Genomic DNA, 21,885 nt, shown 5'->3' with positions numbered 1-21,885 from the left:
TTCTCCTTCTATAACACTTTTTCGTTAATTTAATATATATCAATAATACATTGTCCCCCTAATTAACACAACTGTATTTTCTGGAAGTACAACGCAAAATATAGCAAAATACTGATATAACTTACTTTTCACCTATAAGAGCTTAAAAAACACGAATTAAATAATTGAACAGCTCAATTTAAATTTATTTTCAGCTGTTATGTTCGGATTATTTTATAAAATATCGATGCAAGTATTTGTTGAAACAGCATACCAAACACGACTGGCATGGCAACCTTTGATGGGAAGTATGTCGTTGCTAAAACTACTCCTACTGCGATATTTCTCATTCCACCATTAAAAACTATCGCAACTTGATCCCCTTTAGACTTCCAAAATAGCCGACTGAGTATAAGCGATAAAGCATAGCCTGATACCGCCAATAACAATACAACTACAATTACTTTCGCCAACTCTAAATTGATATCCTTAACATAAGGAGCAATCGCACTGCTGTTAACCATAATAATCGCAAATAAACATAGCTTTGAAATGAGCGATAAAGGGCCGCCGAATTTCTCGAGTAATACTCCTTTTGTCCATTCATTTATGATGATTCCTAATAAAGATGGTAAAACAATCATCCAGATTAAATCAAACACTAGTGATAGCATATTAAGCTGTATTGTCTCACCTACTACAAAAAGTAAAATTAGCGGCATTAGTAGCGGTGCAATCAAAGTATCGATTAAAATGATTGCTAAGCAAAGCGGTAAATTCCCTTTACTGATCGTCACCCAAATCACACTTGTCACACCTGTTGGTACTGCTACAGAAATTAAAAAGCCTATCGTTAATAAACGGTCATCAAAAATAAGTTCTGCTAAAAGGAATGCCCACAAAGGCATTAATATATGTAAAAATCCAATCATAAATAAAATCGTTTTCGGATATTGCGTAAACACTTTAATATCTCGAAACTTCAAACTTAAACTGCTAATTAGCGTCATTAATGCAAATAAAATGGGTACTATAAATAATAAATGAGTGCCAATATCTTCTAAAAAAACGCCGAATATTAAGCTTAGGGGGGTTAATACGGGTATCCACTTTTGGATAAATTGATTGAGTTGTTGTACTTTCATTTTGCCACTTCTCCCCTACTACATTAATTCATAAATTGTATCATAGACAGACTGACAGATAAGCGCTTTAAATAACTTGTATTCATTTTAATAGATAAATTTACGATTTTTATGTTATTTTTATGATGTAGTATTGGAAGGAGGTTTTTGGCATGTCACTGTCTAAAGGTGGATACCTTATTTTATTTTTAGGGGTCCTGTTATTAGTAGGTTCTATATTTTTTACGGGAAACTGGAGTATGGAAGCTTGGCTCATATTGTTTATCATTAGCGTCGTTTTATGTACAGCAGGGATTTTAATGCTCATCATTCATTTAGTGAAGCAAATTAAACTAGAAAAACAGAATCGTCTTTAACACAAAATCGATGCCCTTCTTTGAAAAGTGGCCATCGATTTTTTAGTAGATCGCTTCTTATTTTTCTTCTCTTACGGAAATAATTTTAACAGCTTCCTCATACTTGAGGCGGACCGTTTTTCTAGCGTTTACCGCAGATCTGGCTGTTACAGGGATTCGCTTTTTTTCACCATTATGTTCCACTTCCACTACAAAACATTTTGCGCCACATTGCATGTTCATCGTCTCCTTTCTTTCATTTTAAAAGGTTTAGTTTTAAGGGCACGGTTTGTTAAGATTATATCCTGAAAAGCTGTAATTCAAAAATCGATCACTAGGCCAATTGGCAAAATGATCGATTTTTGAGGTTGGAATTTTTAGTTTGTATATACTACATTACCATCATCTTCGTCTTCAATCTCTCCAACGATTTCCGATAATATATCTTCCATCGTAACAAGCCCAATTGTAACCCCTTTTCCGTCGGTAACAATTGCCATATGATTGCGTGTTTGCTGCATTTTTAAAAACACATCTTTTATCGCAACGGTTTCTTTATAGCGAGGGATTTCACGGATATATGAAGTCATATCATTAATACGTCCTGCAGCAATATCTGTCAGCATTTCTTTCGAATTCACAAAGCCGATAAATGCCGATGTATTTTTATTTCGACCAATAACCGGATAACGTGTATATTCAAATTCCTCTATAACAGCTAACATCTGCTCTAAAGTAAAGTTCTTTTCCAGTGTAATCATTTCATTACGAGGAATCATGACTTCGCTTAGTTGACGTGAATCAAAAGCGAATATGTTTTCCAAATAAGCAAGCTCAGTTTTATTAATTTCGCCACCTTCATAGCTTTGCGTCACAATAAGTTTAAGCTCTTCCTCTGAATATACCGTATCATGACCGGCTGGCTTTACACCGAAAATTTTTAATAATCCCTGTGCAGAACCATTTAGCACTTTTATAAAAGGACTCGTTATTTTACCAAACCAATAAAGTGGCGGCGCCAATAATAGCGTCATCTTTTCTGCATATTGAATCGCCAGCGTTTTTGGCATTAATTCACCAAGTACTACGTGTAGGAATGTTACTACCGATAAAGCTATCACATAGGAAAGGGCTGTCGCAATTGCTGCCGGGATGTTGAACTGGTCAAAAACCGGCTGTAGCATTTTTTCAACTGTTGGCTCACCTAGCGCACCTAAAATTAAAGCTGTAATTGTTATACCAAGCTGACAGGCGGATAAGTAATAGTCCAAATCCTGCGTAACTTTTTTTGCTGTAATCGCCTTTTTATTACCTTCTGCGATAAGCTGCTCAATACGTGACATACGAACTTTTAATATCGCGAATTCAGCACCTACGAAAAAGGCGGTTAATAAAATAAAAATCGCAATTAAAATTAAATTTATTATTATAATACTGTCCAATTAATTCCCCCGAAAATTGAGGGATTCACCTCCAAGACAAATAAGTATGGGTTCTTTACTGTTGAAATATATACTGTTTTAAAATGACTTCTTTAATTTGAAGATTGTCCATATCCGAAATTGTCCAGCTATGGTCATCAAATTTGATTTCATCTCCAATTTGGAGCTCTTCTCCATTTTTAACCGAATCAATGCTCGAATGTTGAATCCATCCACCAATCGTATCGATTTCTTCACTATCATCAAATTCAAAGCCGAAACGGTCTTCCAGTTCAACAAGTAATACACGTCCGCTTATCGTATATTCATTTTCACCGGATTTACGGATTTCATCTACTTCATCTTCATCAAACTCATCACGGATTTCGCCCACTAGTTCTTCCAGTACATCTTCCATAGTGAGTACACCGGAAGTGCCACCATATTCATCAATGACAACTGTCATATGTACTTTTGCCATTTGCATTTTCAATAAAGCATCCTGAATGCTAGTTACACCTAAAACAAACGGAACTTTCCTTACAAATTGATCTAACTGAACTTCCCGGTTGGATACGATATGACTGAGAAGTTTATTGGCATTGACAACACCGATAATGCGATCTTTATCATTATTCTCAACGACAGGATAACGTGTGTAGTTATGCTCATCTAAAATTTGCACAATTTCCTCCGCACTCATGTCTTTATCAATCGTTATTAAATCTGTTCGAGGCACCATAATATCCTTTGCATCACGTTCATCAAATGCAAATACATTTTCCAAATATTTCAGCTCCTGCTGGTCAATTTGACCACCCTGAAAACTTTGTGCCATTATAATTTTAAGCTCTTCTTCCGAGTATGCTTGATCTTCACTTGCCGATTTGACACCAACTGCCCGTAAAAGCAGACGCGATGTTCCATTTAACGCCTGTATGAATGGATACATCACTTTACCGAACCAATAAAGAGGTCCTGCAAGCATCAATGTTACTTTCTCCGAGAACTGAATCGCCAACGTTTTTGGCGCCATTTCACCGATTACTACATGCAGATAACTTACAATCGCCAAAGCAATAACGTACGAGGCAGCAGAAGCTACAATGTCCGAAACATTTAACCAATTAAATATTGGATACATTAATTCCTTTACATACGGTTTTGTAAAAGCACCTAAGCCGATTGCTGTAATTGTAATACCAAGCTGACAAGCTGATAAATAATAATCGAGGTCACCTGCTACTTTTTTTGCTATGACTGCCTTTTTATTACCTTCTAAAATCAATTGATCAATACGGGATTTACGAATTTTCACAACAGCAAATTCTGCTGCAACGAAAAAAGCTGTTAAACCTAAAAAGATAATTAATAAAATGATGTTTAATATGGTGTTTACGTCCAATTACTTCCCTCTAAATGAGGGATTCACCTCCAAAATGAATTGCTATAATTTTTTATCTTTCTATTTATGTACCCAAAAAGAGCGATGGCATGCTCATAAAAAGAAAGAATATGATCGGAATTGATTAAAACTAGCATTCAAAACCATCACGTTATAGTTTAAGAAAATTATATAATCTTTTGTTTGTGATAGCAAATTATCCCCTCAAAAAAATTTAAGGGACTGGGAAATAACCCAAAAACGCCATTTTTCTCCCTGAGAAAAATAGCATTTTTTTGCTGGCGTAAAAATTGATTTCCATTCCGGGACGCTTTCCGCGGGCACGGCCTGAGCCTGTAGTCTCAGGCGTCGTGCTGTTCCCGCAGGAGTCGCCCTCCATTCCAATCAATTTTATAAAATATCCGTTTTTTAATAAGGGTCTTCTCCTTATCCAATGAAATTTCTACTTCTGTCCCAGGCTCTTAAAAATTTTATTCTACATCTACTGAAGATTTGATTATTTCACCATTAAACAACTGTACTTTTTTATATTGATTTTTTTCCACTTGTAAAACGAAAGTGTGAGGGACACCTTCTACATCGCATGACTTACCATTAGAGTCGATTAGTTGAACACCTAGATATCCATCATGATCGTATACTCCATCAACAAATACCCCACAGCCATTTGAATAAGTAACGATAAATACAGCCATATAGTTGTCTAGATCAATTGAAAAGTCAGCTACTTTAAAACGTCCTTGAAGTGATTCAAATTGTGACGGCGTACTGGCATATGCAATATGTGGAACGAGTGATTCATAAATTGGGGCAATCTTTTCTTCGTAATGAACTAATTCGAATGGTACCGCCTGCTGTTCTGTAAATTTAGTATGTTGCTTCCCTTCTCCATCACTGCAGCCGGCTACCAATAATAAAAATATAGCGAGCAAAAATTTTTTCATTTTCTAATTCCCTTCTTTGAAACCTATTCTTCGTGATTTTATTAAAATTCCGCGAATTAATCAAATTTTCTACGCGCAAATGTAAGAAAGTGACAATTAATTAGGCTAAATCCTAGGATTCGATGCTTTCTTTCACATAGATTAGCAATGAATACTTTATGAAGGAAGGTAAATTTTTGAGTCAAAATCCATTTAACCCATTTGATGATAGCCCCAATCAACAACCATTCAGCCCATTTTTCCCACCACCGTTCAATCAGCCAAGTCCATTCCCGATGAATCCGCCTCGCCCTGGGGGTCCACCTCCACCACCAGGAGGAGGTAATAATCCGTTTCCGGGAGGTCCACCACAGACGTTCCCAGGTGGTCCACAACCAGGAGGAAACACACCTATGCCAATGGGTCCGCCTCCTGCATTTACACCACAAATGCAATTATCGTCATCCCAATCACAGCAAGGTTCAAGCGGAATAAGACGATGTATTTATCGAAACACATTTATTTGGCAAAGAAATGGTAATACATTCTGGTTTTTCCCAACGTTCGTCACTAGCAATATCATTTTAGGCTTCCGTTGGGGACGTTTCGGTTGGGTATATAGCACAGTAAATCGTGGCTCCATCCTTACATTCCAGTGTTTTTAAATTAAATAAAAGCTCTTATGATGCAGTGAGATTCCTGCTTCATAAGAGCTTTTTGTTAGCTATTCTAATTTATATTTTCAACTTAATGCAAGAATATTTTACACTTTAAATTTCCCGATTTCATGTTGTAATTCAGCTGCGCTATCCACTAAAGAAACAGCTATACCGCTTACTTCCTGCATTGTTGCAGATTGTTCTTCCATCGCAGCGGCAACGGAAATCATACTTTGTGAAGCACTATTTGCTCCTCCAGCAATTTCATTTACGGAAGCTGTTACTTCTTCTGAACTTGCTGAAAGTTGCTCTGCTGTTGCCGAGATTTCTTCGATTTGTGTTGTCATTAAATTTACTGCACCAACAATTTCATTGAATGATTCTCCCGCATGGCCAATGATTTTTACGCCGTCATTTACTGAGTTAAGTGCACTTGAAACAGCTTGCTCTACATTGAAAGTATCGCGCTGAATTTCCATTGTCAATCCAACAATTGAATTCGCTGATTGCTTCGAGCTTTCCGCAAGTTTGCGAACCTCATCAGCAACCACCGCAAAGCCTTTCCCATGCTCTCCAGCGCGTGCTGCCTCAATCGCTGCATTCAAGGATAATAGATTTGTCTGATCTGTAATGTCCGTAATAACTTTTGTCATATTTTCAATTTCAACCGTTTGCGCCGCTAGCTTTTGTACAAGTTCGTTCACAGTAGAGGTAGAGTGATTGATTGTCGCCATCTGCTCTTGAGCACTTTCAATAGTTTGAGCACCTTTTGTAGCAGTCGAGCTTGCATCCAACGATGAATTGTGAAGTATTTGAGAAGCTTCCGCGATGCGCTGAACACCGTGGGCAGTTTCTTCCATTGCCCGTGCACTTTCATTTGAAGCAACTGCTGAATTTTGTGCTGCATCTGCAGTATGTTCAATTTGTTGTGTTACATCTTCTGTCGTTGCAGTAATTTCTTCCGCACTTGCTGAAAGCTCCTCAGCGGCGGCAGTTAATTGCTGTGAATTATTTTGAACGGACTGGATAAGGCTTTGAAGATTTAGCTTCATCTTATTAAAGATTGTTCCTAGCTGACCGATTTCATCCTTCGATTGAATTTTTACTAGAGGATGTGTTAAATCCCCTTCTGAAATATGCTCTGCTGCGTTCATTAAAGTCGCCAAAGGTTTTACGATTGATCTTTTTACAAATAAAATCATGATGAAACCGACAATAATACTAATCACAACAGATACCATCGATATTATTTTTGAAGTTGTCATTGCTTGTTCTGTTTCTATCTTAATTTCATCCAACTGAAATTTTTGGAATGCTACCATTTCATTCGCTACATTCAAAATTCCTACATTCGCATTTTGCATATCATTATTTACGAGATTTGTACTAGCTTGAACATTGCCGCTTTTAAGCGTAGCAAGTAATTTGTCGACACTTTCGTTAAATTGATTATTAAATATTTTAATTTCCGCTATATAAGATTTCATAGTATCTGTTGTAGCTAAAAGTTCAATCTGTTTAATATTTTCATCTAAATTACCAGCGTATGTAAGCAAATTCTCTTGGTTTTTATCGGAATTTTCCAATATAAGTGCTCGTCCATATAATCCTTGAAAAGCAAGATTTGCCCGAATGTCATCAACTAATCGAATTTGCTCCACCCGATTATCTAATGCTTCTGTTTGTTTTTCATCAATCATGTTTAAGTTGATGAATACAATAACTGCGGTAATAAGCATTATTGCAAGAATTGAGTAAAAGGCTAAATTTAATTTAGTACCTAGTTTCATAATAAATCCCCCATATAATATATTTAATTCAATCAAATCTTATCATACCTAATCCAAAATAATTCCCCGAAATATTTACAAATTTTCGTTGTTTTTCTCGTTCTATACACTATGTATAAATTAGTAGCTTCTATTTGTTAAGCGAACTAATCGAAACATGCAAAAAAGCAACAACAAATTAATGTCATTGCTTCTTCATTGCATATTTAATTAGTACAAGGTACTTTCATTAAAAGTTCAGTTCTTGTGGTTCTCCGTCATTCATTAATTTGATTGAAATAGGATCCAACTGAATCGTAACCATCTCACCTTCATCTGATGTGAAGATTTCTTTAAAGAAGTTTGTAATTTTCAGTTTGAGTGTATCATCTTTAATTTCACTCAGTTTAGCTGTGATTTCTACATATGGCGCATCCATATCTTCTTTCGTATAGCCCAATAAAATATGTGTATATGGATTTTCATTTAAATCCATTACTTTTTGTGAATCCTCTGTTGTTGTTGCATATAGTACGAAGTCTTCATTCGTAAATGTCATATAACGAACATAAGGTTGACGTCCGTTTAATGTAGCCATTGTACCGATATTGTTGTCATTAATAATAGAAAGAATTTTTTCTTTTAATGTTTCCATTACTTGGCCCCCCTTAAATTAAATGAACTTCTTCTTGATTTTTACCATTTTTATTCATAATTCTCATTCGTGTAGGCGTAATTTGAATTAGCACATAGTCTCCTTCTGCATGTGAAGGGTATTTTTCAAGCAATTGCTGCTTTACAATATCATTCAATGTTGTAACAGCACTCCCTTCTATTTCTAAAAAGGTTTCGAGAATACCTTCACTTTCATACCCCAATAAAATATGTGTGCCTCCGTATTCTGTAATTTCACGCGCTACTGTGGAATCTTTTTCAGCAACCGTATATAGTTTTGATTCAACATAGTGAAATGTCATGTAGCGTGAATTTGGCACACCGTTATTATTCGTTGCCATGACGCCGATACTATTCTCATTTAAAATCTGTAATGCGATGTCTTTGTTGCTTTTCATAGTTTCACTCCTTCAGTAATATAATTCCATCATTTGTGGGATAAGTTGCACATACTAACGCACTTAAGCTTTTGCTGATTTTTAAACGCTGTCGTGCTAATACTTTTATAATTCCCTTAATACATGCAAATAAAACAAAATTGTAACTTTATACGCTCCCCAAAGTTTTCTTTCCACAAAAAAATGGTATGCGAAGCGCACACCATTTCAATTATTATTTACACCTGATAAGCTTATTATTTATCTCATCTTATATTAACGCTTTTTGTGATCACGATTTAAACCTTTATATTTCATATCGCCTTTATGATTATGTTTTGCCTTTGCAAATTCCATTGAACGATCTTTTTTATTTAATTTATGCTTTTTACCTTTATTCAAATTTTTCTTAAGGGGATCTCGATCAGTAATTGTTACATCTCCAGAAATCGCGTCGACTTTTAACTCTACTTCTTCTTTTGCTGTTCGGATTTCTATTTCATAATGCGGATTTAGCTTGTGGCGCTCGAAATCCAGATCGACAATCTTACCATATACCTCTTTTAATGCTAATTGTTTCGCCTTTGTTGTGGAAATATAATTTGGCTTCGATGCTGCTTCTGCTTCTACCCCTGGAGCAAATAATGAACTTACTGATAATGAAAGAACGGCTGCTGCTGTCATGAAAGTTTTCTTCATAAAATGATTCTCCCTTCTAATGTTGATACATTAATCATTAAACCCAATCATTAAAACATGGCTAGCCGATGATGAGAAAATGTTGTGAAAGGTATTAAAAACCTGCCGTTCAAGCATCAGCTAATTAAACAACACATATAGTAAAAGAATTGTTTTAATATACGACACGAAATATTAAGTTTTGCATCTTTCGCATACCAAAACAGTTCCTAAGTTGAATTGATTTTGCCTGTATTATTATGAAAAATACTCCCCCTCTTCACCTCCTAAATATAAAATTGACTCTACAAACTTCCTAATTACACTTCCATTTTCTTCTGTTAGAACGACAAGTTATGTCTTTCTTATTCACTTTTTTTCTAATAGTAAACTGTAAATATTTAATATATATGGATATATTTAATTGAATGTTAAATATATAGAAGTTAGAATAAAGACAGAATAGTTATTTTATTCTGATTTAAAGAAATAAAACTATTTTTAAGGAGGAATATAAGTGAAAAGATTTACTTGGCTAACTCTTATTCTCGCAACTCTTTTATTAGTTTTAACTGCGTGCAATGATGCTGATGAGTCGACAAATGGCTCAACAGAAAGCGACAGTGGCACGACAGATGGTACAGCAGAAGAAAATGCTTCAGGGAAGCTCGTTATTTATACCGGGCGTGATGAAAACATGGTACAAGGTATTATTGAAAAATTCAATGAGCGATACCCGAACATTGACGTGGAATACATGACAATGGGTGCACAGCAAATTTTGGAGCGTGTTCGAGGTGAAAAAGCAAACCCACAAGGTGACTTCTGGTGGGGCGGAACACAAGCAGCTATGATGGTTGCCGCAGGTGAGGATTTACTTTTAGAGTGGGACCCTTCATTTATCGATAATATCGATCCACTTCATAAAGATGAACAAAACCGGTGGGTAGGTGAAATGCTGTTACCTGAAGTTATTATGATTAATAGTGATGTCATATCACCTGAGGAAGGTCCACAGGATTGGGATGAATTACTTGATCCGAAATGGAAAGACGAAATTTTAATTCGAGGCGTCCTTGCATCTGGTACAATGCGTACAATTTATTCATCTATGATTTATCGACAAGGTGCAGATGATCCTTCAAAAGGCTATGACTGGTTGAAAAAATTAGATGCCAACACGAAGGAATATACACAGGATCCAAACGCATTATATTTAAAGTTAGCTCGTCAGGAAGGTTCCATCTCTTTGTGGAACTTACAGGATATTTTACTTAAGAAACATACGACTGATTACACATTTGACTTTATTTATCCTAAGAGCGGTGCACCAATTTTAGTCGATGCGGTTGGTATTGTGAACAATGCAAAGAATGAAGAAAATGCAAAACTATTTATGGAATTCCTATTTGACCAAAATACAATGATTGAGCTTTCTGAAGAATATTATCAAATTCCGACTCGTACGGATATCGATCCTGATGCAATGCCGGACTGGTACAAAGATTTAGATTTAAAATCAATGGATATCGACTGGCAAGTGATGGCAGATAAAGAAGCGGAATGGATGGAACATTGGGATTCAAATATTAAAGGTAAAGGCGAATAATTTTTACTTGAAAGACCTCTGCACAAGAGGTCTTTCTTTTCTAGCCACTACTGTGTGAAGGGAGTTCGATGTGATGAAAGCTGTTCGTATTAATGATGTATCAAAAAAATTCGGTGATGTATTAAGTGTCCATGATTTAGAGTTGGATATAAAGTCAGGTGAGTTTTTTACTTTTTTAGGTCCGAGTGGTTGTGGTAAGACGACTACATTGAGGATGATTGCCGGATTCTATTATCCATCCAAAGGAAAAATCTACTTTGACAATCAAGACGTCACAACTTTGCAACCAAATAAGCGCAATATCGGTATGGTATTTCAAAACTATGCACTCTTCCCACATATGACGGTCGATGAAAATATCGCATTTGGTCTGGAAATTCGAAAATATGATAAAAAGACAATCAAGGAAAAGGTGGACCGTATTCGAGGGCTTGTACATTTAGGTCCATTAGGTTCCCGCAAAATTAACGAACTTTCCGGTGGACAGCAGCAACGTGTTGCACTGGCCAGAGCTCTTGTCATTGAACCGGATATACTTTTACTCGATGAGCCGTTATCTAACTTGGATGCAAAGTTACGAGAAGAAACACGCATCGAAATTAAACGGATCCAATCAGAGCTTGGCGTGACGACAATTTATGTAACCCATGATCAAACTGAAGCAATGGCGATGTCGGATCGAATTATGGTAATGGAAAATGGCATCGTCAAGCAAATCGGTACCCCACAGGAAATTTACCATCGACCAAACAATCGCTTTGTTGCTACTTTTATCGGGGAAACAAATTTACTTACAATGAAAGTCAAATCAATCGAAGGAGATACTATTACTGTTGAAAATGATGCTGGACTAACTTTACAAGGCTTGACTGAAAACTTGGCAGCAGGTTTACAAATAAACACTGGTGATGAAATTTATGTGTCTATTCGTCCTGAAGCTTTTGAGAGTGGACCTGGTGATAATACGATTACAAGTATAATTGAACTTATTGAATTTACCGGTGTTAGTGTTAACTACTTTTTAAGATGGAATGACACGACTTTAAAAGCAATGATTATTAGTAGAGAGAGAGCCATTATGCAAGCTGGTGATACGATTGAGCTGCATATTCCAAAACAGAATATTTATTTTCTTGGAGAATAGGGGAGGAGGCACACTATGAGCAAAAAATCCGTTGATACTTATGAAGCAAATTGGTGGTCTCGTCTAACACAATCACGCTATTTTGTTTATATTCTCATTTCTCCCCTCTTTTTAATTTTATTTGCCTATGTTATTTATCCATTTTATACAACATTCGTGCAAAGTTTTGCAGGCGAGAATACTCTTGTAAATTATAAGAAGTTTTTCAGTTTGGAAAGTACAGCGAATTTAGAAGCACTTTGGAATAGCTTTTATATATCGATAATTAGTGTGATTTGTTGTGCAGTTGTCGGTGTTATGATGGCATTTTTACTGGAACGCTATGATTTCCCTGGCCGTAGATTACTATCGATTTTAGTACTTGTCCCAATGGCATTACCACCATTAGTAGGTGTTTTATCTTTCACATTTTTATATGGAGAAAGCGGCATCTTTCCGCGCTTATTTCAGCAGCTTTTTCAATTGGAGGATGTTCCTTTTGCACTGAAAGGAATTTGGGGTGTGATTGTGGTCCATACCTTTACAATGTATACGTACTTTTACTTAACCGCTTCTGCAGCAATTAAAGGACTTGATCCTTCATTAGAGGAGGCAGCTACAAGTTTAGGCGCCAGTCGTATCCGAGTATGGAGAAAAGTTATTTTACCGATGCTTACACCTTCTTTAATCGCATCGTCACTTCTCGTATTTATGGTGTCGATGGCCTCCTATACTGCCCCGCTTATGTTCGGGGTGGAACGGACAATGACAATGCAAATCTATTTATCACGAACGAACGGGAACTTAGACATGGCTGCGACACAGTCAACGATTTTATCATTCGTTTCCATTACATTTTTACTTATTATGCGCTGGTATCAAAATCGCCGTAATTATCAAAATTTAAGTAAAGGCGTAAGTGTGCACCGATCTGAAGTTAGTTCAAAACCTTTGAAATTTATAGCTGTTGTTCTATCCTTCATAGGTACACTTATTTTAATTTTACCTATTTTAGTCCTTATCTTAATTTCCTTTTCGAAAGACGGTGCCTGGACGATTCAAATTTTACCGACCGAATATACGCTTGATCATTATAAAGCGCTATTTACGGATGAGCGTACATGGCGGCCAATCTGGAACTCGCTGCAAATGGGCTTTATCGCGACAATCGGTAATATTATATTCGGGGTTGCGGCAGCCTACGCAATGGTCAGACTAAATTTCAAAGGGAAAACAATGCTCGATATTTTAATCACAATTCCATGGGCATTACCTGGTACCGTAGTAGCCGTTAACTTAATCGCAGCATTCTCTACTGAAAGTGTGTTTACATTTAACCAAGTGTTAATCGGATCATTCTGGATTTTACCGCTTGCCTACTTTATCCGCCATTTACCACTTGTATTTAGATCCACTTCTGCTTCCCTTATGCAGTTGGATCAATCTGTGGAGGAGGCCTCACGAAGTTTAGGTGCATCGTGGCTCTATACTTTCAGAAGAATTGTCATTCCGCTTACATTATCAGGGGTACTTGCAGGTACATTGTTGGCATTTGTACAAAGTATCGGGGAATTTGTTGCATCGATTTTAATTTATAATACATCTACTATTCCATTATCGGTTGCAATTTTCCAAAAGCTGTATGCCTTTAAGTTCGGAACAGCTTGTGCATATGGCGTGTTGCAGATTATTTTAATCCTCATTGTATTAATTATTTCAGAACGGTTATCCAAAGGCTCTGCAGGAAGTGCGATATAATAGAAAAAAACGTAAAAGCAAATTTGATTGCTTTTACGTTTTTTACGTTTACAGATTTTTTACCATCCATAATTCATCATAGTAGTTCCCATCAATTTTTATTGCACGCTTTTCTGTAGCATACTGATTGAACTCAAGAGATTTACAAAGCTCGAGTACCTGTATGTTTGTTGATTCGACTGACAAGTACAGTTGCTCAAGCCCTTCACTTTCCTTTAACAATCGTAGTAACTCTTCCAGCATCGCCCGACCAATTCCCTTATTTCTCATATCAGGGGACACATACATCTCCATTACACGGCCTTTATGGTTTAGTTTTGCATTTGTTTCGCGTTTGAAGGTAACCATACCAATTAGTTGTTTACCGTCAAATGCCCCCAGTGTAAATTGATCGGTCTGCGGGCGAATATTATGTTCGGTTTCCTGCAAGGTATAGATTTCTTCCTGTTCATACGAGGAGCAAAATGACGTCGGAGAATCATTTATTGCCTGTAATCGTAAGTCCTTGTATTGTGTAGCATCTTTATAACCTAAAATTCGTATACTCATATTTTCACCTCATAATCTTACTTTCCCTTGTATATACCCCCGACGTACATTTTTTACACTACTTCATCGCTAATTCAATCTCTCGACGTAGGTTTGACGGGTCATCGGCATAAACGCCAATATATTTCGCCGTCTTTTGCAGCCCACCGATTGTATGAATTATTTGCTGTTGATTTGTCTCGATGACAAAGGCCGGCAGTTCATCTGTATTTCCCATTACTTTAAGATGATAAATCGTTTCATCTTGAACAGTTGTATGAATGTGCACAATATTTGTTAAGTCAATTTTTGTCCGTTTCATTAACCCATTGGAAATATATATTTTCCCGTCTACAATTTTGACTGGATTTAGTGATAATGCACGGAAATCAGCCAGTAAAAATAGGAGTCCATAAATCGATAAAATTGTATGTCCCCAAGCTAGAATTGGCATGCGGTCATGGAAATACCAATGAAAAGCAACCGCTTCAAATAACGCCGCATGAAAAATCATGACTAAAAAAGGGACGTACATCGTATTCTTGTAAACAGTAAATCCATTCGATTGTTTTTTCCTCCAACTGCAAAACGCATAATAGAACACAAGGATTTCCGAGCAAAGTATTTTTATTAGAAAATTATTTTTCATTTTCTCTGCTGTAATTCGAGGAAATGAAAAAATAAGCTGCTCTTGCTCTAATTTGACAGCTCGTATTATGCTGGGAAAATATTTTATAAAAATGAATATAATTGTAAGCTCAACAATAATTAATGCTGCTTCCACTGCAATCGCTGACCACATGACATAACGGAATGGCTCGATAAATGCTGTTGGAATTACGAGTCTTGCAAATATAATTCCCATTGCAACAAAGGCGATAAAATTTTTTACGGACCATTTCCCCTTTTGCAATAATAATAGGGCTGGTGCGATTATTGCACAATCTATAAGGGAACCTAATACCATCCCATTTATTTGTTCAGGTGGAAGGGTATAAATGAACGAAAGCTGATATACGATTAAATTTCCTGATAAAATAACAAGGGCCATGAGAAGCCACTTGAAATCATATATTCTTTGTAAAACCATTAGTACAACACCCCTTTTAAAATTTCCTAATATTACTAAATTGACCTTGTCTTCATTATAGATTATTCGGTACATTTTTCCAGCAATAAAAAAACGCAAAAGCTATTAGTAACTTTTACGTTAGAATTTCTATATTTTATTTTGTCCAAATTAGCCCTTCACCAAAATTCCCTTCATTACTTCGCGATTACGTTTTTCGAAAACTTCATTATGGGAGGAAACCTTTGCATATTGATCTGCAGTCGGTTCTAAACTGACTTTTATCGAATTAATCGCATTGACAGCATCCTGGAAAGCACCTGTTATTAAATACACTTTATTCTCATATTTAGAAATATCTCCGACCGCATAAATACCGTCAACAGATGTCAGCCCTTTTCCGTCTGTAAGATAATAATAATCATAGTCTGTCTCTTTTTTCGGAGCAAGGCCTGTATCGAATGTAAATGAATCATCCCGATCATAACCGTGGTTTACGAGTACATCATCAACTACAATTCTGGAGAGTTCGTTTGTCTTAACATTTTCTAAAACCACTTCGTCGATTTTTGTCTTGCCGTCATTTGCTACGAGTGTTTTAATTTGCGTATTTGTAATGATCGGGACCCCATTTTCCTGCAAGTAACGAATTTGCGCTTCATGAGCAGACAACTTATCCCCTCGGTAAATGACCATCATCTGTTTTGCAATACCGATTAAATCCTTTGCCCAATCTATTGCCGAATTACCGCCGCCGGAAATTAGGAGTGACTTATCTTTAAAACTTTGAATGCCTCGAATCGTATAATGTAAATTCGACACCTCATATTTTTCGGCGCCTTCAATATGCAATTTAATCGGACTGATGATACCGCCGCCTACTGCTACAATCACTTTCTTCGTATAATGCTTTTCTCCTGTATTCGTTTCAATAACAAATAGATTGTCCTTTTTTGTTACTAATTCGACTTTCGTATTAAGGCATACAGTCGGCTTAAACGTTAGTCCTTGTTCGATTAAATTTTCAATTACTTTTTGAGCAGGTGTCGCAGGTAAGCCCCCAATGTCCCATATAATCTTTTCCGGATATACATGTAGCTTTCCACCTAATGTCGGTTGAAATTCGATAATCTTCGTTTTTAATTCCCTTAACCCTGCATAGAACGCACTATATAACCCACTTGGACCTCCACCGATAATCGTTACATCATAAATATCGTTCATTCGAAACACTCCATTCTTTTCGTTTCTAAAAAGTTAGCTTAAATTACTAATCATTTCGCCTTGGCTTATTTGCTTCCGGATTCTGTAAAAAGTTAAACGAGCATTTCGGATTTCGTATGATGTCTCCCGATTGGTACAACGGATGGGGAATCCGAAACTGGATCTTGTGTCACGATACAATTCAAGTCGAAAATACGTTTTATTAATTCACTTGTAATAACTTGAGAAGGGGTTCCTTCTGAAATGAGCTTACCTTCATGCAATGCAAAAATATGGTCTGCGTAACGTGCTGATAAGTTAATATCATGCAGGACCATGACAATCGTGGTGCCACGCTTACGATTCAAATCTGTCAGCAAATCCAAAATTTCTACTTGATACGTAATATCTAAATACGTTGTCGGTTCATCTAAAAACAAAATATCAGTTTGCTGTGCAAGTGCCATGGCGATCCATACACGCTGCCTTTGCCCACCAGAAAGCTCATCGATATGACTATCGGCAAATTCGGTAATGTTCATTATTTCCATCGCTTCCGCTACTGCTTCATAGTCTGCAGTTGACCAGCCCTTTAAGAAACTATGATGCGGGAATCGCCCCCTCCCTACTAGATCAGCTACCGTAATTCCTTCAGGTACGATCGGTGATTGCGGCAACAGCCCTAAAACACGTGCAAGCTGCTTCGGAGGGATTTTGTTTATCGATTGCTCATCCAGCATAACTTGACCGGAAATCGGCTTTATTAATCGCGCCATCGTTTTTAAAAGTGTAGATTTCCCACAACCATTCGCACCGATAATTATGCTGATTTTGTTGCTTGGAATAGCTAGACTAATACCGTGTAAAATCGTTTTGTTGTCATAGCCGGCAACAAGATTATGCGTTTGGAATGAATGCATTGTTTTCATCATAAATCTCCCTTTCGATTAATACGGATTAATAAATAGATTAAGTACGGTGCACCGAGAATCCCAGTTATGACTCCAACCGGATAGCGCGTTTCAAAAGCAAACTGACCAATAAGATCTGCTGCCAATACTAATATGACACCAATTAAACCAGCCGGAATGAGTGCTGAAAACCCAACACCTACAATTTTCTTTGCAATCGGACCTGCTAAAAAGGAAACAAATGCAATCGGACCAGTAGCAGCAGTCGCTAATGCAATCATGAGAACAGATGTAATAATAAGGATGAGTCTCGTTTGGTTCGTATTGACCCCTAGAGACGTCGCTGCCTGTTCACCAAGCTCTAGCATTTCCAGACGTTTTGCAAAATACATTAAAATCGGTGTACAAATACACACTATTAAAATTAATGGATATAAATTAATCAATTTGGCACCATTTAAACTCCCGCTCAGCCATCTCATAGCTGCCGGAATATCATGTGTATTTCCGATTAACATTAAATAATTGATAAAGGCCGTAAGCATCGCCTGAATGCCGATACCGATCAGAATAAGTCGACCAATCGAAAAGGACGTACCTTTTGCCAACAGATAGATAAAGATAGCTGTTGCAAGCCCTCCTATTACAGCTGCAATGGATACAACCGTGTTGCTTGTACTCAGTACAATGATACAAAATACAGCTGCGGCACTTGAACCTGTTGTAATCCCAATTACATTTGGGTTTGCCAGCGGGTTACGCAGCATCGTTTGGAAAATATAGCCCCCTACACCAAATGCAAAGCCTGCAAATAAGCCTGCCACCATTCGCGGGAAACGAATCGTATTTACCGCAAAAGATGCTCCTTTCACTTGTTCACCTAGTAATACCTTTACGACATCCTGGACTGGATAAATGGTATTGCCTAGCATGAGCATTAAACCGCAAAGTACTAACGATATAATAGCCAGTATGGAAGTCATCATCATAAAGCGACGTTTTCTTTTTAATCTTGACGTCTTAATCATATTCATCGTTTCATTTATCATATTGCACGCATTTTCGCTTTCATCGTAATTAATATTAAAATCGGTGCCCCTATAAAGGCAGTCACTATTCCAACTTCGAGCTCACTCGGACTGCCTAGAAGCCTTCCGACCACATCGGATATCGTTAAAATAATTGCCCCTGACAATGCAGACATCGGAATAATATAACGCAAATCAGGACCGATTACGAGACGTACGATATGTGTAGCTAATAAGCCAATAAAGCCGATTGGTCCTGCCAAAGCCGTAGCAGCCCCACATAATAATACGCCACCTAATGCCGCTACTATTCTTACTGTAACTGTTCGTACACCTAACCCTGTCGCCACGTCATCACCTAATGCCAATGCATTTAATGCAGGCGCTGTAAACAATGCAATAAATATTCCTACTACAATAAATGGAATAAATAATGTGATTGTATCCCAGCTGCCGGAACCGACACTTCCGACTTGCCAAAATCTGAACTGATCCATAACATTCGTACGTGGAATCATAACTGCAACAACTAACGAGGACAAAATAGCGCTCGTTGCTGCTCCTGCCAATACGAGCTTTAATGGTGTTGCGCCACCTCTGCCCATTGAACCGATTCCAAATACAAAAATAGCGGTAATAAATGCTCCCGCTATCGCAAGCCAAATATATTGATTTGCTGAACTAATGTTTAAAAAGGCGATGCCACAAACGACAAAAAGAGATGCCCCTGTGTTTACCCCTAATATACTCGGATCTGCAATAGGATTTCGTGTAACTGATTGCATAAGTGCACCAGAAACACCTAATGCAGCACCACATAATAAACAAAAAATGGTTCTGACAATACGCTGTCTTACTACATTGGCTTCATGCGACTGAACTTCTGAATGGAATAACCCATTCAGAAGATCTGTCCAACTAATCATCCGAGAACCAAATACTAATGATGCGAGTATACATAGGCCGAGTAAAATAATTAAAAGCAATAATACTTTTATAAAATTACGCGGCATCATAAATTGTTTCTTTTCTATAACGGATGAACTTTTCATATTACTTCAACTTTTTTGCAACTTCCGATATTAGTGATACATATTCATCAATTGTGTACTGAATTGATAATGGATTCGGGTTACCTGCTGCAGCAAGTGGTGTGTTGTCAGGAATAATTAACACCGTACCATTTTTAATTGCAGGAACTTTCCCTAAAATCGGATCTGCCTGAAGTGCTTTTAATGTGTTGTCATCACCATATGCAATTAGAATTTCAGCATCATTTAAAGCATCCGCATTTTCTGCACTTAACTCAATGTAGAAGCTGTTTTCATCCTGAACTTGCGCTTTAATGCTTTCAGGATATGACATACCTAAATCTTCCAGTAATTCTCCGCGTGGATCAGCTGGTGTATAAATATAGAACTTAGATAAATCTGTCGCGTTAAACATACCGAATGCCGCTTTTTTCCCTTTAATTTCAGGGAACTCGTTTGCTTTATCTTGAATTAATTTTTCTGTGTCCGCGATTAATTGCTTTCCTTCTTCTTCCATACCCATACCTTTTGCGTTGTATAGGATTTGGTCACGCCATGTAATAACCCAAGGAGTTGCCGGGTATGCAACGACTGGTGCAATCTCGCTTAACGTATCGTACTCTTCTTGTGTAAGTCCTGAGTATGCCGCTAAAATCACATCCGGATTTGAATCAGAAATTGCTTCAAAATCCAGGCCATCTGTATCTTGGTAAATGTTCGGGTTCTCTTCACCAAGCTCTTTTAACTTTTCTGCTGTCCATGGAAGCATACCGCTTTCATCTTGAACACCGTAGTTAGCTGCTGAGAAACCTACTGGTACTACACCTAGAGCAAGTGCCACATCATGGTTTGCCCATGCAACCGTTGCTACACGCTCCGGCTTCTCTTCAATTACTGTTTCGCCTAGTGCATGTTTAATCACAATTGGATACTCAGTTGCGGAATTTTCTGAATTTGAAGCTTGAGAATTTGTTTCTTCTGATTTATTTTCTTCTGTGCTCGTTTCTTTATCTGCACAACCTGCAACTACTAGTAACCCTATAGCTACAAGTAGCATTGTCAAAAAAGAATTAAACTTTTTTGTATTCATTTTCATAACGCCCCTTAATTTTCAATTGATAACAATTATCATTATCGGTAAGGAAAATAATACATGTAAATGATAATCATTGTCAACAAAAATTAATACTTAAAGTCTATTTCTTACTTAATAAGTATATATAAATAATAAAAACGATTTTGCTCATATATGCAAAATCGTTTCACTTCCCCGCAGATACTGTATAAAGTTGGTCTTTCGTTTGCTCTGATAATAGAATGTGCAGTTGTTCCAGGTAATCGATTAAGATTGGAATATAGTAACGTACCGCCTTATTCATAAATTTATCTTTCCGGTAAATAATGGCTGTTTCCCGTTTCAATCCTTCATTAGTAATCGGTCGGGCAGTTAACCGCTCGTTGTCTTGCATTTGATAGAGTGACTTTGCAATGATCGTACCACCCATTCCCTTATTTACAAAATTAAAAATTGTATTAATGCTGGACGTTTCGAACACAGGATTTAAAGAAATATGCTCTTGTTTTAGAGTACCATCCAAAATTTTTCGGCAAAGATGCAAACTTGAGAATAATATTAAAGGTACATCGATTAGTTGTGAGAGGCTAAGCTCCTCCTCGGCCATTAAAGGATGTTCCCGCTCTGCAACGAACAAAAATTCTTCCACGTACAATGGAATTTCGATAAATTGGTCTTCCGCTGATGGGAGATAGTTTTGAGTAAATGAAAAAGCGAAGTCAATTTGATTATCCCTTAACAGTGAATATAAATCGTCCGAACTAAGTACCGATAATTTTATTTGAGGATATTCAAATGAGTATTGAATTAAGCTTTCCGAAACAATATTCGTTAGCTCTCCAGGCAACGCTCCAATCTTTAATGTCCCTCGCTCCAGCAATTCCAGTTCATTAATCTGAAGCTTTGCATTATCAATTGAATTGAAGATTGATGCGCTCTGGTTAAATAAAATTTCTCCTGCCTCCGTAAGAGATATTTTCTTTCCGATCCGGTCAAATAATAAAGCCCCTACTTCATTTTCTAGAACCTTTATTTGATGACTTAACGTTGGTTGTGAAATATGAAGCTTCTCTGCAGCTCTTGTAAAATGAAGTTCTTTACAAAGCATCATAAAATATTCTAATTGCCTAAACTCCATCTCGACCCCTCGTTTTCAGTTTATTTCGTCTATTAATATTGTACTA

General features: G+C 37.0%; 22 protein-coding genes. 5 read left to right on the top strand and 17 right to left on the bottom strand.

The features are described 5' to 3' along the window. Window positions 1-197: 197 nt before the first annotated feature. Entirely contained in the window at window positions 198-1,124 is a 927-nt protein-coding gene (locus H9632_RS09120) for a bile acid:sodium symporter family protein (RefSeq protein WP_191703803.1), read from the bottom strand. A gap of 152 nt (window positions 1,125-1,276) precedes the next feature. Between H9632_RS09120 and H9632_RS09115 the strand changes: the two genes are divergently transcribed. Beyond that, window positions 1,277-1,480, top strand: a complete 204-nt coding sequence (locus H9632_RS09115) for a hypothetical protein (protein WP_191703802.1) — start codon at window positions 1,277-1,279, stop codon at window positions 1,478-1,480. A gap of 57 nt (window positions 1,481-1,537) precedes the next feature. Here the strand turns inward: H9632_RS09115 and H9632_RS09110 are convergent, their stop codons facing one another. The 4 genes from H9632_RS09110 to H9632_RS09095 form a co-directional block, all read right to left on the bottom strand. Beyond that, window positions 1,538-1,702 (bottom strand): hypothetical protein, encoded by a 165-nt coding sequence (locus H9632_RS09110; RefSeq protein ID WP_191703876.1) that lies wholly within the window; start codon window positions 1,700-1,702, stop codon window positions 1,538-1,540. 134 nt (window positions 1,703-1,836) lie between these two features. After that, window positions 1,837-2,901, bottom strand: a complete 1,065-nt coding sequence (locus tag H9632_RS09105; RefSeq protein ID WP_191703801.1) for a hemolysin family protein — start codon at window positions 2,899-2,901, stop codon at window positions 1,837-1,839. 55 nt (window positions 2,902-2,956) lie between these two features. Next, window positions 2,957-4,285: a hemolysin family protein gene (locus H9632_RS09100; protein ID WP_191703800.1), complete on the bottom strand. Its 1,329-nt coding sequence runs from the start codon at window positions 4,283-4,285 to the stop codon at window positions 2,957-2,959. A 470-nt stretch (window positions 4,286-4,755) separates the two neighbouring features. After that, the gene (locus H9632_RS09095) at window positions 4,756-5,229 is read right to left on the bottom strand and encodes a Fe-S oxidoreductase (RefSeq protein ID WP_191703799.1); all 474 of its coding nucleotides are present in this window, start codon (window positions 5,227-5,229) and stop codon (window positions 4,756-4,758) included. A 176-nt stretch (window positions 5,230-5,405) separates the two neighbouring features. On the opposite strand from H9632_RS09095, the gene H9632_RS09090 reads away from it, so the two are divergent. Further along, window positions 5,406-5,873, top strand: coding sequence for a hypothetical protein (locus H9632_RS09090; RefSeq protein ID WP_191703798.1), 468 nt, complete (start codon window positions 5,406-5,408; stop codon window positions 5,871-5,873). 98 nt (window positions 5,874-5,971) lie between these two features. On the opposite strand, the gene H9632_RS09085 is transcribed toward H9632_RS09090, so the two are convergent. From H9632_RS09085 to H9632_RS09070, 4 genes are all read right to left on the bottom strand, one after another. Next, window positions 5,972-7,657, bottom strand: coding sequence for a methyl-accepting chemotaxis protein (locus H9632_RS09085; protein ID WP_191703797.1), 1,686 nt, complete (start codon window positions 7,655-7,657; stop codon window positions 5,972-5,974). Window positions 7,658-7,886: 229 nt separating this feature from the next. Further along, window positions 7,887-8,291 carry a pyridoxamine 5'-phosphate oxidase family protein gene (locus tag H9632_RS09080; RefSeq protein ID WP_191703796.1) on the bottom strand — a complete coding sequence of 135 codons (405 nt, stop codon included), beginning with the start codon at window positions 8,289-8,291 and terminating at the stop codon, window positions 7,887-7,889. A gap of 13 nt (window positions 8,292-8,304) precedes the next feature. Continuing rightward, the gene (locus tag H9632_RS09075; RefSeq protein ID WP_191703795.1) at window positions 8,305-8,709 is read right to left on the bottom strand and encodes a pyridoxamine 5'-phosphate oxidase family protein; all 405 of its coding nucleotides are present in this window, start codon (window positions 8,707-8,709) and stop codon (window positions 8,305-8,307) included. A gap of 255 nt (window positions 8,710-8,964) precedes the next feature. Next, entirely contained in the window at window positions 8,965-9,387 is a 423-nt protein-coding gene (locus tag H9632_RS09070; protein WP_191703794.1) for a PepSY domain-containing protein, read from the bottom strand. Between the two features lie 496 nt (window positions 9,388-9,883). Here H9632_RS09070 and H9632_RS09065 point away from each other — a divergent pair, with 496 nt between their 5' ends. The 3 genes from H9632_RS09065 to H9632_RS09055 all read left to right on the top strand — a co-directional run bounded on the left by H9632_RS09065 (window position 9,884) and on the right by H9632_RS09055 (window position 13,856). Beyond that, window positions 9,884-10,975, top strand: a complete 1,092-nt coding sequence (locus H9632_RS09065; protein ID WP_191703793.1) for an extracellular solute-binding protein — start codon at window positions 9,884-9,886, stop codon at window positions 10,973-10,975. A 73-nt stretch (window positions 10,976-11,048) separates the two neighbouring features. Further along, a complete protein-coding gene (locus H9632_RS09060; RefSeq protein ID WP_191703792.1) occupies window positions 11,049-12,119 on the top strand; it encodes an ABC transporter ATP-binding protein in 1,071 nt (356 codons plus the stop codon). 15 nt (window positions 12,120-12,134) lie between these two features. Then, entirely contained in the window at window positions 12,135-13,856 is a 1,722-nt protein-coding gene (locus tag H9632_RS09055; RefSeq protein ID WP_191703791.1) for an ABC transporter permease, read from the top strand. A 48-nt stretch (window positions 13,857-13,904) separates the two neighbouring features. Here H9632_RS09055 and H9632_RS09050 read toward each other — a convergent pair whose 3' ends face one another. The 8 genes from H9632_RS09050 to H9632_RS09015 all read right to left on the bottom strand — a co-directional run bounded on the left by H9632_RS09050 (window position 13,905) and on the right by H9632_RS09015 (window position 21,839). Next, on the bottom strand, window positions 13,905-14,405 hold the full coding sequence (locus tag H9632_RS09050) for a GNAT family N-acetyltransferase (protein WP_191703790.1): 501 nt from the start codon (window positions 14,403-14,405) through the stop codon (window positions 13,905-13,907). A gap of 58 nt (window positions 14,406-14,463) precedes the next feature. Beyond that, window positions 14,464-15,474 (bottom strand): hypothetical protein, encoded by a 1,011-nt coding sequence (locus tag H9632_RS09045; protein WP_191703789.1) that lies wholly within the window; start codon window positions 15,472-15,474, stop codon window positions 14,464-14,466. A 150-nt stretch (window positions 15,475-15,624) separates the two neighbouring features. After that, on the bottom strand, window positions 15,625-16,677 hold the full coding sequence (locus tag H9632_RS09040) for an NAD(P)/FAD-dependent oxidoreductase (RefSeq protein WP_191703788.1): 1,053 nt from the start codon (window positions 16,675-16,677) through the stop codon (window positions 15,625-15,627). A 92-nt stretch (window positions 16,678-16,769) separates the two neighbouring features. Beyond that, complete coding sequence (locus H9632_RS09035; protein WP_191703787.1) at window positions 16,770-17,585, bottom strand: ABC transporter ATP-binding protein; 816 nt, start codon at window positions 17,583-17,585, stop codon at window positions 16,770-16,772. After that, entirely contained in the window at window positions 17,585-18,616 is a 1,032-nt protein-coding gene (locus H9632_RS09030; protein WP_191703786.1) for a FecCD family ABC transporter permease, read from the bottom strand. The genes H9632_RS09035 and H9632_RS09030 overlap by 1 nt, the downstream gene beginning before the upstream one ends. After that, window positions 18,613-19,647, bottom strand: coding sequence for a FecCD family ABC transporter permease (locus H9632_RS09025; RefSeq protein ID WP_191703785.1), 1,035 nt, complete (start codon window positions 19,645-19,647; stop codon window positions 18,613-18,615). Before H9632_RS09025 ends, H9632_RS09030 begins: the two co-directional genes overlap by 4 nt. Window position 19,648: 1 nt before the next feature. Continuing rightward, complete coding sequence (locus H9632_RS09020) at window positions 19,649-20,716, bottom strand: iron-siderophore ABC transporter substrate-binding protein (RefSeq protein WP_191703784.1); 1,068 nt, start codon at window positions 20,714-20,716, stop codon at window positions 19,649-19,651. 172 nt (window positions 20,717-20,888) lie between these two features. Then, window positions 20,889-21,839, bottom strand: coding sequence for a LysR family transcriptional regulator (locus tag H9632_RS09015; RefSeq protein WP_191703783.1), 951 nt, complete (start codon window positions 21,837-21,839; stop codon window positions 20,889-20,891). Between the last annotated feature and the right edge of the window lie 46 nt (window positions 21,840-21,885).

This window comes from Solibacillus merdavium (assembly GCF_014836935.1).
Classification (GTDB): Bacteria; Bacillota; Bacilli; order Bacillales_A; family Planococcaceae; genus Solibacillus; species Solibacillus ferritrahens.
This window is presented reverse-complemented; position numbering and strand designations above follow the sequence as displayed.